This window comes from Streptomyces sp. NPDC016309 (assembly GCF_043077235.1).
Lineage (GTDB): Bacteria > Actinomycetota > Actinomycetes > Streptomycetales > Streptomycetaceae > Streptomyces.
The window spans coordinates 173,002-184,957 of record NZ_JBIBSG010000010.1 but is presented as its reverse complement, the minus strand read 5'-3'; the positions used below and the strand labels follow the sequence as shown (position 1 = coordinate 184,957).

The 11,956-nt window shown below is 74.0% G+C and carries 11 protein-coding genes and 1 pseudogene; 7 read left to right on the top strand and 5 right to left on the bottom strand.

The features are described 5' to 3' along the window. The first annotated feature begins 220 nt into the window (after positions 1-220). The 4 genes from efeO to ACF068_RS25390 are packed head-to-tail and all read left to right on the top strand — an operon-like array spanning position 221 to position 4,481. Positions 221-1,363, top strand: coding sequence for an iron uptake system protein EfeO (gene efeO / locus ACF068_RS25405; protein ID WP_392276596.1), 1,143 nt, complete (start codon positions 221-223; stop codon positions 1,361-1,363). 6 nt (positions 1,364-1,369) lie between these two features. Continuing rightward, complete coding sequence (gene efeB, locus ACF068_RS25400) at positions 1,370-2,611, top strand: iron uptake transporter deferrochelatase/peroxidase subunit (protein WP_392276595.1); 1,242 nt, start codon at positions 1,370-1,372, stop codon at positions 2,609-2,611. 15 nt (positions 2,612-2,626) lie between these two features. Beyond that, positions 2,627-3,613 (top strand): iron uptake transporter permease EfeU, encoded by a 987-nt coding sequence (gene efeU / locus ACF068_RS25395; RefSeq protein WP_392276594.1) that lies wholly within the window; start codon positions 2,627-2,629, stop codon positions 3,611-3,613. Beyond that, positions 3,564-4,481, top strand: a complete 918-nt coding sequence (locus ACF068_RS25390; RefSeq protein ID WP_392276593.1) for a hypothetical protein — start codon at positions 3,564-3,566, stop codon at positions 4,479-4,481. Before efeU ends, ACF068_RS25390 begins: the two co-directional genes overlap by 50 nt. A 101-nt stretch (positions 4,482-4,582) precedes the next feature. Here the strand turns inward: ACF068_RS25390 and ACF068_RS25385 are convergent, their stop codons facing one another. Continuing rightward, entirely contained in the window at positions 4,583-5,320 is a 738-nt protein-coding gene (locus tag ACF068_RS25385) for a bifunctional DNA primase/polymerase (protein WP_392276592.1), read from the bottom strand. Between the two features lie 226 nt (positions 5,321-5,546). Beyond that, on the bottom strand, positions 5,547-6,164 hold the full coding sequence (locus ACF068_RS25380) for a TetR/AcrR family transcriptional regulator (RefSeq protein WP_392276591.1): 618 nt from the start codon (positions 6,162-6,164) through the stop codon (positions 5,547-5,549). A gap of 135 nt (positions 6,165-6,299) precedes the next feature. Between ACF068_RS25380 and ACF068_RS25375 the strand changes: the two genes are divergently transcribed. Together ACF068_RS25375 and ddaH are read left to right on the top strand one after the other, a co-directional pair. Beyond that, on the top strand, positions 6,300-6,479 hold the full coding sequence (locus ACF068_RS25375) for a DUF6243 family protein (RefSeq protein WP_392276590.1): 180 nt from the start codon (positions 6,300-6,302) through the stop codon (positions 6,477-6,479). A gap of 79 nt (positions 6,480-6,558) precedes the next feature. Next, positions 6,559-7,401, top strand: a pseudogene (gene ddaH / locus ACF068_RS25370) (dimethylargininase); the annotation flags it as partial. 67 nt (positions 7,402-7,468) lie between these two features. Here ddaH and ACF068_RS25365 read toward each other — a convergent pair. Both ACF068_RS25365 and ACF068_RS25360 read right to left on the bottom strand, forming a co-directional pair. After that, on the bottom strand, positions 7,469-7,990 hold the full coding sequence (locus ACF068_RS25365) for a hypothetical protein (RefSeq protein ID WP_392276589.1): 522 nt from the start codon (positions 7,988-7,990) through the stop codon (positions 7,469-7,471). A 114-nt stretch (positions 7,991-8,104) separates the two neighbouring features. Continuing rightward, on the bottom strand, positions 8,105-9,100 hold the full coding sequence (locus ACF068_RS25360; RefSeq protein ID WP_392276588.1) for a small ribosomal subunit Rsm22 family protein: 996 nt from the start codon (positions 9,098-9,100) through the stop codon (positions 8,105-8,107). 130 nt (positions 9,101-9,230) lie between these two features. Between ACF068_RS25360 and ACF068_RS25355 the strand changes: the two genes are divergently transcribed. Further along, the gene (locus tag ACF068_RS25355) at positions 9,231-10,574 is read left to right on the top strand and encodes a hypothetical protein (RefSeq protein ID WP_392276587.1); all 1,344 of its coding nucleotides are present in this window, start codon (positions 9,231-9,233) and stop codon (positions 10,572-10,574) included. Here the strand turns inward: ACF068_RS25355 and ACF068_RS25350 are convergent. Further along, on the bottom strand, positions 10,556-11,938 hold the full coding sequence (locus ACF068_RS25350; protein ID WP_392276586.1) for a multidrug effflux MFS transporter: 1,383 nt from the start codon (positions 11,936-11,938) through the stop codon (positions 10,556-10,558). The genes ACF068_RS25355 and ACF068_RS25350 overlap by 19 nt on opposite strands. Positions 11,939-11,956: the final 18 nt, after the last annotated feature.

Below are 11,956 nucleotides of genomic sequence, written 5' to 3'. Positions count from 1 at the left end.
GGGCGCGGACGCCGGGACCGGCGGGGGGACGAAGCGGCACAAAGCGGAATAATGATCGCCACTTGACCAGCACTTGACCCGCCGATGGGCTACCCATGAACCGTCCGTTACCGCCCTGAGTCGCCGGCTTGTAAGGCTCCCTTAAGTAAGGTTCGCCTCACCTCGAACCCTTCGCCCCTGCCCCGTACCGACAGCACCTGATCCCCTCCTCGGAGCCCGTATGCGACCCGTCCGTCTGCCCCTCGTCGTCACCGCCGCCGCTTCCCTGGCCGCTCTGACCTCCGTCACGGGCTGCGCCGAGAAGAGCGACGCCAAGGCCGGTGACGGCGCCGTCCGGGTCATCGCCAAGGACGACGCCTGCGAGGTGTCGAAGAAGGAGTTCCCCGCCGGCCACGTCAAGCTGGCCGTGGAGAACAAGGGCTCCAAGGTCACCGAGGTCTACGTCCTCTTCCCGGACGACCGGATCGTCACCGAGCGTGAGAACATCGGCCCCGGCACCAAGGCGACCATCACCGCCGAGGTGAAGGCCGGCGACTACGAGATCGCCTGCAAGCCCGGCATGAAGGGCGAGGGCATCCGGCAGAAGGTCACGGCCACCGGCGGCAGGACCGCCACCCGCTCCCCCGAGATGGACGCCGCCGTCGCCGCGTACCGCCAGTACGTCCAGCAGCAGGCCGACGAGACCCTGCCCAAGGTGAAGACCTTCACCGACGCCGTCCGCGCCGGTGACGTCGAGGCCGCCAAGAAGGCGTACGCCGCCTCCCGCATCGGCTGGGAGCGCACCGAGCCGGTCGCCGAGTCCTTCGGCGACATCGACCCCAAGGTCGACGTCCGCGAGGACGGCCTGGAGAAGGGCCAGGCGTGGACGGGCTGGCACCGCCTGGAGAAGGCGCTGTGGCAGGAGAAGAAGCTCGGTCCCGACGCCAAGACCCTCGCCGACACCCTCGACAAGGACCTGGCCGACTGGGTGAAGCGGGTCGGCAAGGCCGAGATCACGCCCACCTCGATGGCCAACGGCGCCAAGGAGCTGCTGGACGAGGTCGCCACCGGCAAGGTCACGGGCGAGGAGGAGCGCTACTCCCACACCGACCTGGTCGACTTCAAGGCCAACGTCGAGGGCGCCCAGAAGTCCTTCGAGCTGCTGAAGCCGGTCGCCGCCAAGAACGACCCGGCGCTCGTCGCCCAGCTCGACAAGCAGTTCGCGGCGCTGAACGGCCTGCTGGACAAGTACCGCGCCGACAAGGCCTCCTACGACTTCACCCCCTACGACAAGGTCTCCGCCGGGCAGCGCAAGGAGCTGTCCGACGGGGTCAACGCCCTGGCGGAGCCGCTGTCCAAGCTCGCCGCCGCGGTGGTGAAGTAGGACCCCATGGCCGACGACGAGAAGACGACCCCCTCGCGGCGCGCCCTCCTCGGCTGGGGAGGGGCGGGCCTCGCCCTCGGCGCCGCGGCGGCCGGCGGCGCCATGGCCGTGACCGACCCGCTGGACCGGGCGGCGCCCGCCGCGGACACCGGCGCCGCGGTGCCCTTCCACGGCCCCCACCAGGCGGGCATCGCCACGCCCGTCCAGGACCGGCTGCACTTCGCCGCGTTCGACGTGAAGACGAAGGACCGCGCCGAGCTGGTGCGACTGCTGAAGGAGTGGACGCGGGCGGCCGAGCGGCTGACCACGGGCCGCGAGGTCGGCGAGGGCGCGTACGGCGGGCTGCCCGAGGCCCCGCCGGACGACACCGGCGAGGCGCTGGGCCTCAAGCCCTCGCGGCTCACGCTCACCATCGGGTTCGGCCCGTCGCTGTTCGACGGGCGCTTCGGCCTGGCGGACCGGCGGCCGGCGGCGCTCACGGAGCTGCCGCCGTTCCCCGGCGACAACCTCGACCGGGCCCGCAGCGGCGGCGACCTGTGCGTCCAGGCGTGCGCCGACGACCCGCAGGTGGCGGTGCACGCCATCCGCAACCTCGCCCGCATCGGCTTCGGCCGGGTCGCGGTGCGCTGGTCCCAGCTCGGTTTCGGCAAGACGTCCTCGACGACGCCCGACGCGCAGACCCCGCGGAACCTCTTCGGTTTCAAGGACGGCACCCGCAACATCGCCGGCACCGACACCGCCGCGCTCGACAAGCACGTGTGGGTCTCCCCCAAGGACGGCCCCGAGTGGCTGGCCGGCGGCTCCTACCTGGTGGCCCGCCGCATCCGGATGAACGTCGAGACCTGGGACCGCACCCCGTTGCAGGAGCAGGAGGACATCTTCGGCCGCGACAAGGGCGAGGGCGCCCCGGTCGGCAAGGCGAAGGAACACGACGAGCCGTTCCTCCCGGCCATGAAGCCCGAGGCGCATGTGCGCCTCGCGCACCCCGACTCCAACGGCGGGGCGCGGATGCTGCGCCGCGGCTACTCCTTCACGGACGGCACCGACGGGCTGGGCCGGCTGGACGCGGGCCTGTTCTTCCTGGCGTACCAGCGGGACGTACGCACCGGATTCCTCCCGGTGCAGACCCGGCTCGCACGCCACGACGTGCTCAACGAGTACATCCAGCACGTGGGTTCGGCGCTGTTCGCCGTCCCGCCGGGCGTCCGCGGCACGGACGACTGGTGGGGCCGGGCGCTGTTCGGCTGAGGGGACGGGACAGGAATGTTCGGCAACTATCTGATCGGGCTGCGCGAGGGCCTGGAGGCCAGCCTGGTCGTGTGCATCCTCGTCGCGTACCTGGTGAAGACCGGGCGGCGGGACGCGCTGAAGCCGGTCTGGGCCGGCATCGGCATCGCGGTGGGGCTGGCGCTGGCGTTCGGCTGCGTCCTGGAATTCGGTTCCCAGGAGCTGACGTTCGAGGCGCAGGAACTGCTGGGCGGCTCGCTGTCCATCCTCGCGGTGGGCCTGGTGACGTGGATGGTCTTCTGGATGCGGCGCACCGCGCGGCACCTGAAGGCCGAGCTGCACGGACGGCTCGACGCCGCCCTCCGGCTGGGCACGGGCGCCCTGGTGGCCACCGCGTTCCTCGCGGTGGGCCGGGAGGGCCTGGAGACCGCGCTGTTCGTGTGGGCCTCGGTGCGGGCGGCGACCGACGAGGCGGGGTCCTCGGACCCGCTGGTGGGCGTGCTGCTGGGCATCGCCACGGCGGTGGTGCTGGGCTGGCTGTTCTACCGGGGCGCGCTGCGGATCAACCTGGCGCGGTTCTTCACCTGGACCGGCGGGATGCTGGTCGTGGTGGCCGCCGGCGTGCTGGCGTACGGCGTGCACGACCTCCAGGAGGCGCGCTTCCTCGGCGGCCTGGCGGACAAGGCGTTCGACGTCAGCGCCACCGTCCCGCCGGACAGCTGGTACGGGACGCTGCTGAAGGGCGTCTTCAACTTCCAGCCCGACCCGACCGTCCTTCAGGTCACGGTGTGGGCCCTGTATCTGGTCCCCACGCTCGCGCTGTTCCTGGCCCCGGTAGGGTTCGGACGGTCAGTGGGGGTCGAGGAGCAGAAGGCAACCGATGAGAAGGCTGGGGCGGAGTCGGGTTCGGGGCCGGGCGGCGGGGCTCGCGACGGCGACGGCGACGGTACTGGCGCTGACGGCGAGCGGGTGCGTGACGGTGCACGGCGAGCTGGCGGTCGTCCCGTCGGTGACGAAGGCTGAGGCGGCCGAGGCACTCGCCGACTTCACCGAGGCGTACAACAAGGCCGACAAGGCCTACGACCCGGCCCTGGACGCGGGCCGGGTCACCGGCGCGCTGGGGGCGATCAACCAGGCCGGTCTCAAGGCCCGCAGCGTCACCAGCCCGGGCGGCAACCCCGCCCACCGGCCGCTGGAGCTGACCGACGCCCGGTACGCCATCCCCAAGAAGGCGGGCTGGCCGCGCTGGTTCGTCGCGGACACCGACTCCAACCGGGACACCGACCGGGGCGCGGACGACAACCGCTGGGTGCTGGTCTTCGTCCGCAACGGGCCCCAGCAGCTCTGGGAGGTCGCCTACCTCCAGATCCTGCCGGCCGCCGGGGTGCCCGCGTTCCGGACGGACGCGGACGGCTGGGCCGAGCCGGCGGCGCCGGACTCCGCGTCGCTGGCGGTGGCGCCGAAGAACCTGAGCGAGGAGTACTCCTCGTACCTCCAGACGGGCAAGCCGGCGCACTTCACCGCCGGTCCGCACACCTCGGTGTGGCGCGACGAGCGCGCCAGGGTCGGCAAGCGCCCGGGGCTCGCCACGCAGTACGTGGACCAGCCGCTCGACACCGGTGACTACGCCCCCCTCGCCCTGACGACCGAGGACGGCGGCGCGCTGGTCTTCTTCGCGACGCGGTTCTACGACCGGCAGGTGGCGGCCAAGGGGTACCGGCCGAAGGTGAACCCCGATGTGCGCGCGCTGATGACGGGCGAGGTCAGGAGCACCCTCACCAAGGAGTGGGTGACCAGCCAGGCGGCGCTGGTGAAGCCCGCCGGTGCCACGGCGGACCAGGTGACGGTGCTGAGCCGGCTCCAGGGCGTCACCGCGGCCACCGGGTCGTGACCCGGCCGGGGTGGCCGGGCGGCCCGGTGCCGGGGCCGAGCGGCCGGTTCAGCGGCTGAGCGCCTGTGCGAGGGCCGGGCCCTCCGGACACTGCGGCCGGTTCAGCGGCTGAGCGGCCAGGCCACCGAGTGGTGGTCGTCCTGCCCGTCGTACCGGTCGGCGTGGCGGGCGCAGGCGTCGGTGAGCGCCTCCAGCAGGGTCAGCGGGTCGGGCAGCGGGTGCTCCGGGCCGCGCACCCAGTCCACGCCCAGGTCACCGGGCAGGCGCGCGGGTGGTACGAGGACGTAGGAGCCGCGGCAGTGCCAGCGCAGCCCCGGGTGCTCGTCCATCGTCTCGGGGTGGCAGTCCAGCTCGCACGGCCACCACTCGTCCTCGTCCTCGGGGGTGCCGCGGGTGGCGGTGAAGAACAGCATCCGGCCGTCCCCGGACTCGGCGACCGGGCCGACGTCGATCCCCTCGCCGAGCAGCCGCTCCAACGCGGCGCGACCGGCCTCCAGCGGAACGTCGAGGACGTCGTGGACCATGCCGGTCGCGGTGATGAAGTTGGCCTGCGGCTGGCCCTGCGCCCACCGCTCGATCTGCGCGCGGTCGGTGGTGGACTGGGTCTGCCAGGCGAAGGAGAGGGGATGGCGGGCCGGGGTGGGACAGCCGATGCGCTCGCACGAACACCGGTAGCCGACGGGATGCGCGGCGGGGGCGAGCGGCAGGCCGGCGGCGGCGATGGCCCGGAGCAGGTCCTCGCGGTCCGGGGCCTCGGCGGCGGTCTTCTTCGGGCGCCGGCGCAGCCACTGCGCGAGTTTGTTCTCCGTGCCGCGGTAGCGGCCGATACCGTCGCCCATCTATCCCCTCACACCTCTGCCAAGCCCTGCGGTCCCTGCCATGGTCCCACCATCCTGCTCCTTCGGTGACCGGAGTCCCCGATCCGAGGAGGGTGACCGCGCACCAGGGGCCTCCGGGGCGGTGATTTTGTCCGCGTATGCGATGTTTCGCACCGCGCCGGGGACCGCCGGGCGTGAGGAGCTCCACGGAGGGGCCGGGCGGGGGCCGGCGGGGGCGGGGCGGGGGTCAGCGGGGGGCGAGTCCGCGGAGGGCGTACTCGACGAGGGTGTCGGCGTAGGCGTGACTGAGCGGCTGGGTGCGCAGCAGCCAGCGGTGGGTGAGCGGGCCGACGAAAAGCTCCAGGGCGATGCGGGGGTCGATGTCCGGGCGGACGTGCCCGGCCTCGCGGGCGGCGGTCAGGCGCTCGACGTACAGCAGTAGCTGCGGCTCCAGCAACTGCTCGACGAACCGGGCGCCCAGTTCGGGGTTCACCACGCCCTCGGCGGTCAGGGCCCGGGCCGGGACCTCGAACCTGGGGTCGGTCATCTCGTCGACCGTGGCACGCAGGACGAGCTTGAGGTCGGCCTCCAGGTCGCCGGTGTCCGGGATGACGCTGTCGGCGTCGCCGCCGAGCGCCTCGTTGGCCTGGACACCCAGGTCGATGAAGGCCTCCAGCAGCACGGCCGCCTTGGAGGGCCACCAGCGGTAGATCGTCTGCTTGCCGACCCCGGCGCGGGCGGCGATGCCCTCGATGGTGGTCCTCGCGTAGCCGACCTCGCCGACGAGGGTGAGGGCGGCGTCGTAGATCGCGCGGCGGGAGCGTTCGCTGCGGCGCGTGGAGTCGGGTGCCTTGGTCTCAGCCATGGCATCAATCTAGCAGCGGGCGAGGCGAGACGTATCGTCTCTTGACAAGACGAGACGTCTCGTTCATTGTTGAGGACGTCAGCCGGTGAGCACGACGACCGGAGAAGAACGGAACCGAACGGAAAGGAGCCCACCATGACCCGAGGTGGAGCCGGAAGGATGCTGGGCGTCGGCGGCACCCGCAAGAACCTCTCCCGTGAGGCGCTGCGCGGCAGCGGCGGCGGAGCGGCCGGGCGGGGCGTCGATCCGGCCGCCCGGAAGCGGGCGTTGCTGCGGAAGCTGAAGGAGGGGCGCACGGCTCACGGCACTTCCTGAGCGCCGGCGTGAACTCACCCGTACGGTCCACTGCGCGGAGGCTCCGCACGGCGCACCATGGCAGGCACGCACAGATCGTGCGCCCGTCGTCCGTGAGGAGCCTTCCTTGCCGCGTGACGCATCACCCCGCCGCTACCTGATGTGCCCACCCGCGCACTTCAAGGTGACGTACTCCATCAACCCGTGGATGGACCCCGCGAAACCGGTCGACCTGCCGCTGGCCCTCACCCAATGGGAAGACCTCAAGGACCGGTACGTGTCGCTCGGCCACACCGTCGAACTGCTGGAACCCCGCGGCGACCTGCCCGACATGGTGTTCGCCGCCAACGGGGCCACCGTCATCGAGGGCCGGGTCCTCGGCGCCCGGTTCGCCTTCACCGAACGCGCCGCCGAGGCCGCCGTACACCGGGAGTGGTTCCGGACCCACGGCTTCACCGACGTACGCGAACCCGACCACGTCAACGAGGGCGAGGGCGACTTCGCGGTCACCTCGACGTACGTCCTGGCCGGCCGCGGCTTCCGCTCCAGCCCCCTGTCGCACGACGAGGCGCAGGAGTTCTTCGGGCGGCCGGTGATCGGGCTGGACCTGGTGGACCCCCGCTACTACCACCTGGACACGGCCCTGTGCGTCCTGGACGACGCGGCCGACGAGATCATGTACTACCCCGGGGCCTTCTCCCCCGGCAGCCGCTCGGTGCTGCGCCGGCTCTTCCCCGACGCGCTGATCGCCGAGGAGGAGGACGCGGCGGCGCTGGGGCTCAACGCGGTGAGCGACGGCAGGCACGTGCTGCTGCCCCAGGCCGCGGTGGGGCTCTTCCGGCCGCTGCGCGAGCGTGGTTTCGAGCCGATCGGGATGGACCTGGGCGAACTGCTCAAGGGCGGCGGCAGCGTGAAGTGCTGTACGCAGGAGCTGCGCGCCTGATGTCCGGCCCGTGGCCGGGGGGCGGGTCCGCCACGGACCGGCCCCCCGGCTTCGGGGTACGGCACGCTCAGTCGTCGAGCTTGATCAGGAAGCGGGCGACGTCGCCGTCGAAGGTGACCTCGGCCTGCCCCTCGGCCTCGACGTACGTGCCCGTGCCGCCGGTGACCGCCGACAGCCCGCCGTGGCGCCGGTGCGGGAACCGGTCGATGGTGTCGCTCAGGCTGATACTGCCACCGTCGGTGCGCAGCACCCGGTGGCACAGGGCGACGTACCCGTGGCGCGTGAGGTCGACGGCGCTGCAGTGCGCGGAGGCGTCACCGATCTTCTTGCCCGGCTTGCCCTTCCTGTTGGTGTACAGGTGGGCGTGGACGGTCCAGTCGGCGCCGACGCGCACGCGCTCGGGCCTGCTGTCGGACTGCTTGACCGCCAGCCAGTCGAGGACCTTCACGGAGTCCTTGGGCGTGTCCTTCGGCGTCGGCCGGGGCGCCGCCCCGGCGGTGGGGGCCAGGGCGGTGGCGGCGAGCACCACGGTGGCGGCGGCCAGGACGCCCCGGCTCAGCAGCCGGGCGCGGGAGGGGGTACGCGGCATGGAACCTCCAGGGTGTACGAGGAGCGGGGACGAGCCCAGCTCAACTCCGCCCGGGCGCCGTGGGCCATTGCCACGGGCACCGGGTCACCCGCGTGGTCGCGCGCTGTCACCCCGTCAGCGGGGCGGCCACTCGTCCCCCCAGGCGGTGTCCCGGGCGGCCTTGTAGAGGGTGCCGTGCCGCTTGGTCACCGTGTCGCGGCGCAGCCCCTCGTCGTCGGTGCACAGGTCCAGCAGCACCTGGCCCTTGCGGAGCTGCGGCTTGCGGACCACCCGGGCGGGGGCGGGCACCACGGGGAACCGGGTCGCCACGACGTAGGCGAACTTCTCGTCCTCGTACGCCAGCGAACCGCCCTTGACCTGGCGGTGCAGGGAGGAACGGCTGACCCGGGCGGCGAAGTGGCACCAGTCGGTGCCGGGCTCGATGGGGCAGGCGCCGCTGTGCGGGCAGGGCGCGGCGATCGTCAGCCCCGCCGCGATCAGCAGGTCCCGGGCGGCGATGATCCGGGCGTAGCCGTCCGGGGTGCCGGGTTCGACGATCACCACGGCCCGCGCGGCCCGGGCGGCCTCGGTGACGACGGCGGTGCGGTCCTGCTCGGTGAGCTCGTTGAGGACGTACGACACGGTGACGAGGTCGGTGCTGTCGACGCGGAGCGCCGTGCTGATGCGCGAGCGCCGCCAGGTGGCGTTCTCCAGGGACGGTAGCCCCGACGCGGCCGCCAGTTCGCGGCCCAGCGCCAGCGCCGGCTCGGCCCAGTCCAGCACCGTGGTGCCCGGGGCCCCGTCGGTCCCCCACGCCTCGGCGACCGCCCAGCTCGCCGCCCCCGTGCCGCCCCCGATGTCGGTGTGCGTGCCGGGCACCCACTCCGGCGCGGCGTCCCGCAGCGCGCCCAGCGCCGCCCGCACCGCCTCGAAGGTGGCGGGCATCCGGTACGCGGCGTAGGCGGCGACGTCGGACCGGTCCCGGAGCACGGGCGCCCCGGTCGGGACCGTGCCCCGGTAGTTGGCGATGAGCCGGTCGACGGCCTGCGCCGCCTGCGTCGGCGGGAGCCCGTCGAGCAGCCCGGCGAGGGCACCGCGCAGGGCTTCCGCGGTGGAGAGGGAGGCGTTCACCGATCCATCGTAGGCGGCGGGGCCGGGCCGTCCGGAACGGCCCGGGACGCCCCGGTGCCCGTGGCGGTGAACGCCCCGGCGGCGCGGGGCAGTTGCTACGCTGGCCGCCCGTCGGCCGGGTGGGGGGACCATGAGACAGCGGATCGTGCGCCTGGCCCTGGTGGCCGGTGCGACCGTCCTGGCCCTGCTGGTCCTGCTCACCACCTGCGGCACCGGCGGCACCGGCGGTGGGGGCGCCGCGCCGGCGCCGGACACCAGGGCCTCCGGGGCCGCCCGCCGGGCCGGCACCCCCGTCACCCGGCTCACCGTCCCGCCCGCGTACGACACCTCGCACGGCTGGGAGGTCACCGGCCCGGTCACCGGCCCGTCCCCCGAGTACGTCCTCGCCCCCCGGACCGGGACGCTCGCGTACCTGGAGCGGGTCGACGGCACCCGCTTCCGCCTCCGCACCCTCGACGCCCGGACCGGCCGCCACGGCTGGGCGGGCCGGCCGTGGCGGCCGCTCGGCGGGCCCGGGAGCTCCCCCGGTCTGCTCGTGCTCGCCAAGGACGGCCGGCAGTTCTTCGCCACCTGGTCGTACGGCAGGGCCGGCGACGACCCGCTGGCGACGGCCGGCAGCTTCGTGTCGCTCGACGTGTACGACGCGGTGTCCGGCACCCGGCGGCGGGTGGAGGTGCCCTGGCCCGACGTGCCGATAGTGACCGGCACCGGGCCGGGCGTCCTGATCAGCGACGGGCGGGCGAGGAGCGCGGTCGTCGCCCCGGACACCGGCGGGGTGACGACGGTCCCGCCGCAGCGCCTCGGCCCTCCCGCGGGCTGTGCGGACTGCCGCCGGCTCACCGCCGTGCGCGGGGTGACGTCGAAGGGCCTGCTGGTGAGCGGCGCGCGGGGCTTCTGGGTACGGGGCGGCTGGGCCGGCCGGGACCGGGCGCCGGCCGGCGCGGACCCGGCGAGCGGGGTGCCCGCCGCGCTGACGGCGGAGCACGTCCTGGCGCGCTGGCGGGGGCGGAAGGGCGCGCCGCGGGCGGCCACGCACGACGTGTGGGCGGTCCACGAGGCCGCCACGGGCAGGCCGCTGGTGAAGGCCGAATGCCGGCGGCCGGCGCTCGAACCGGGCGAGTACCCGCGGGCGGTGGTCTCGCCGGGCGGCCGGTACCTGGTCGCCGGGAGCCTCGCCTTCGACCTGGACGCGCGGACCGGGCGCTGCTTCGAGGAGGCGGACGGTTCCCGGCCGCTGACGCTCACCACCGTCACCGACCGGGGCGTGGCCTACGGCGCAGGCGGTGCCCGTGACGCGGCGGACGCCCTGGCCGGCGGGGGCAGCCCGGTCGCCGTGGACCTGGCGACCGGGGTGCCCCGGGCGCTCGGGGCGAGCGTGCGGCTCCCGGTGGCGGAGGTGGCCGGGGTGGGCGTCTTCCGCTGGACGGACCCGCGGGACCGCGTCCACCTGGTCGGTTACGAGGCGCGGGGCTGACGCTCCTGCCGCCGCTGCCACGGGCGGCACAGGCCCAGGAAGCAGGCGACGGCTCCGAGGCCGCACACGAGCTGGACCACCGCCATCGGGACGGCCGTCGCCTCGCCCGCGATGCCGACGAGCGGTGACGCCACGGCGCCGACCAGGAACGAGGTCGTCCCCAGCAGCGCGGAGGCGGAACCGGCCGCGTGCGGGGTGCGCATCAGGGCCTGGGCGTTGGTGTTGGGCATCGCCAGGCCCATCGCCGACATCAGGACGAACAGGCCGGCCGCGACCGGCGCGAGGCCCACGGGACCGAACACCCCGCTGGTCATCAGCAGCAGCGCGGCGGCCGCGAGAGTGATCACCGCCAGGCCGAGGCCCAGTACCTTGTCCAGGCTGACCCGGCCCACCAGCAGCTTGCCGTTGATCTGGCCGACCGCGACCAGCCCCACGGAGTTGACGCCGAACAGCAGGCTGAAGGTCTGCGGCGACGCCCCGTAGATCTCCTGCACCACGAACGGGCTCGCGGAGATGTAGGCGAAGAGGGCGGCGAAGGCGAGCCCGCCCGCGAGCATGTAGCCGGAGAACACCCGGTCGGCGAGCAGCCCGCGCATGGTGCGCAGCGCCTCGCCGACCCCGCCGGCGTGCCGCTCGGCGGGTGGCAGCGTCTCACCGAGCCACTTCCACACCACCAGGGTCAGCAGGACGCCGACCACGGTGAGGGCGTGGAAGACCCCGCGCCAGTCGGTGACCCGGAGGATCTGGCCGCCGATGAGCGGGGCGACGACCGGGGCGACCCCGGAGATCAGCATCAGGGTGGAGAAGAACCGGGCCATCTCGACGCCGTCGTACAGGTCGCGCACCACGGCCCGGGCGATCACGATGCCGGCCGCGCCCGCGAGGCCCTGGAGCAGCCGGAAGGCGATGAGCAGTTCGGGACTGGGCGCCAGGGCGCAGACGGCCGTGGCGGCGACGTACACCAGCATGCCGGCGAGCAGCGGGCGGCGGCGTCCCCACCGGTCGCTCATGGGTCCCACGACGAGCTGGCCGAGCGCCATGCCGGCGAGGCACGCGGTGAGGGTGAGCTGGACGGTGGCGGCGGGCGCGTGGAGGGCCTGGGTGACCTGCGGCAGCGCCGGGAGGTACATGTCCATCGACAGCGGCGGCAGCGCGGTGAGCCCGCCGAGGACGAGGGTCACGAGCAGACTCGCCCGCCGCGCGGCGGGTACGGCAGAGGCGGCCGGGGTGCCGGGAGCGGGGGCCTGGGGGTCCCCGGCGGGCGGGCGGCCGGCGGCCGCGGGGGCCGGGCGGGCGGCCGGAGGGTGGTCGGCGGGTATGTGTCCTGGGCTGCTCGGGCCGCTGCTCGGGCCGCTCTCCGGCATCTCGTCTCCTGTCGTGGG

What these genes read in the sequence shown, in the direction of transcription:
- ACF068_RS25350 (WP_392276586.1), bottom strand. Translation starts at nt 11,938, where the DNA reads ATGCCGGAGAGCGGCCCGAGCAGCGGCCCGAGCAGCCCAGGACACATA.
- ACF068_RS25355 (WP_392276587.1), top strand. Translation starts at nt 9,231, where the DNA reads ATGAGACAGCGGATCGTGCGCCTGGCCCTGGTGGCCGGTGCGACCGTC.
- efeU (WP_392276594.1), top strand. Translation starts at nt 2,627, where the DNA reads ATGTTCGGCAACTATCTGATCGGGCTGCGCGAGGGCCTGGAGGCCAGC.
- ACF068_RS25380 (WP_392276591.1), bottom strand. Translation starts at nt 6,164, where the DNA reads ATGGCTGAGACCAAGGCACCCGACTCCACGCGCCGCAGCGAACGCTCC.
- ACF068_RS25385 (WP_392276592.1), bottom strand. Translation starts at nt 5,320, where the DNA reads ATGGGCGACGGTATCGGCCGCTACCGCGGCACGGAGAACAAACTCGCG.
- efeB (WP_392276595.1), top strand. Translation starts at nt 1,370, where the DNA reads ATGGCCGACGACGAGAAGACGACCCCCTCGCGGCGCGCCCTCCTCGGC.
- ACF068_RS25375 (WP_392276590.1), top strand. Translation starts at nt 6,300, where the DNA reads ATGACCCGAGGTGGAGCCGGAAGGATGCTGGGCGTCGGCGGCACCCGC.
- ACF068_RS25365 (WP_392276589.1), bottom strand. Translation starts at nt 7,990, where the DNA reads ATGCCGCGTACCCCCTCCCGCGCCCGGCTGCTGAGCCGGGGCGTCCTG.
- efeO (WP_392276596.1), top strand. Translation starts at nt 221, where the DNA reads ATGCGACCCGTCCGTCTGCCCCTCGTCGTCACCGCCGCCGCTTCCCTG.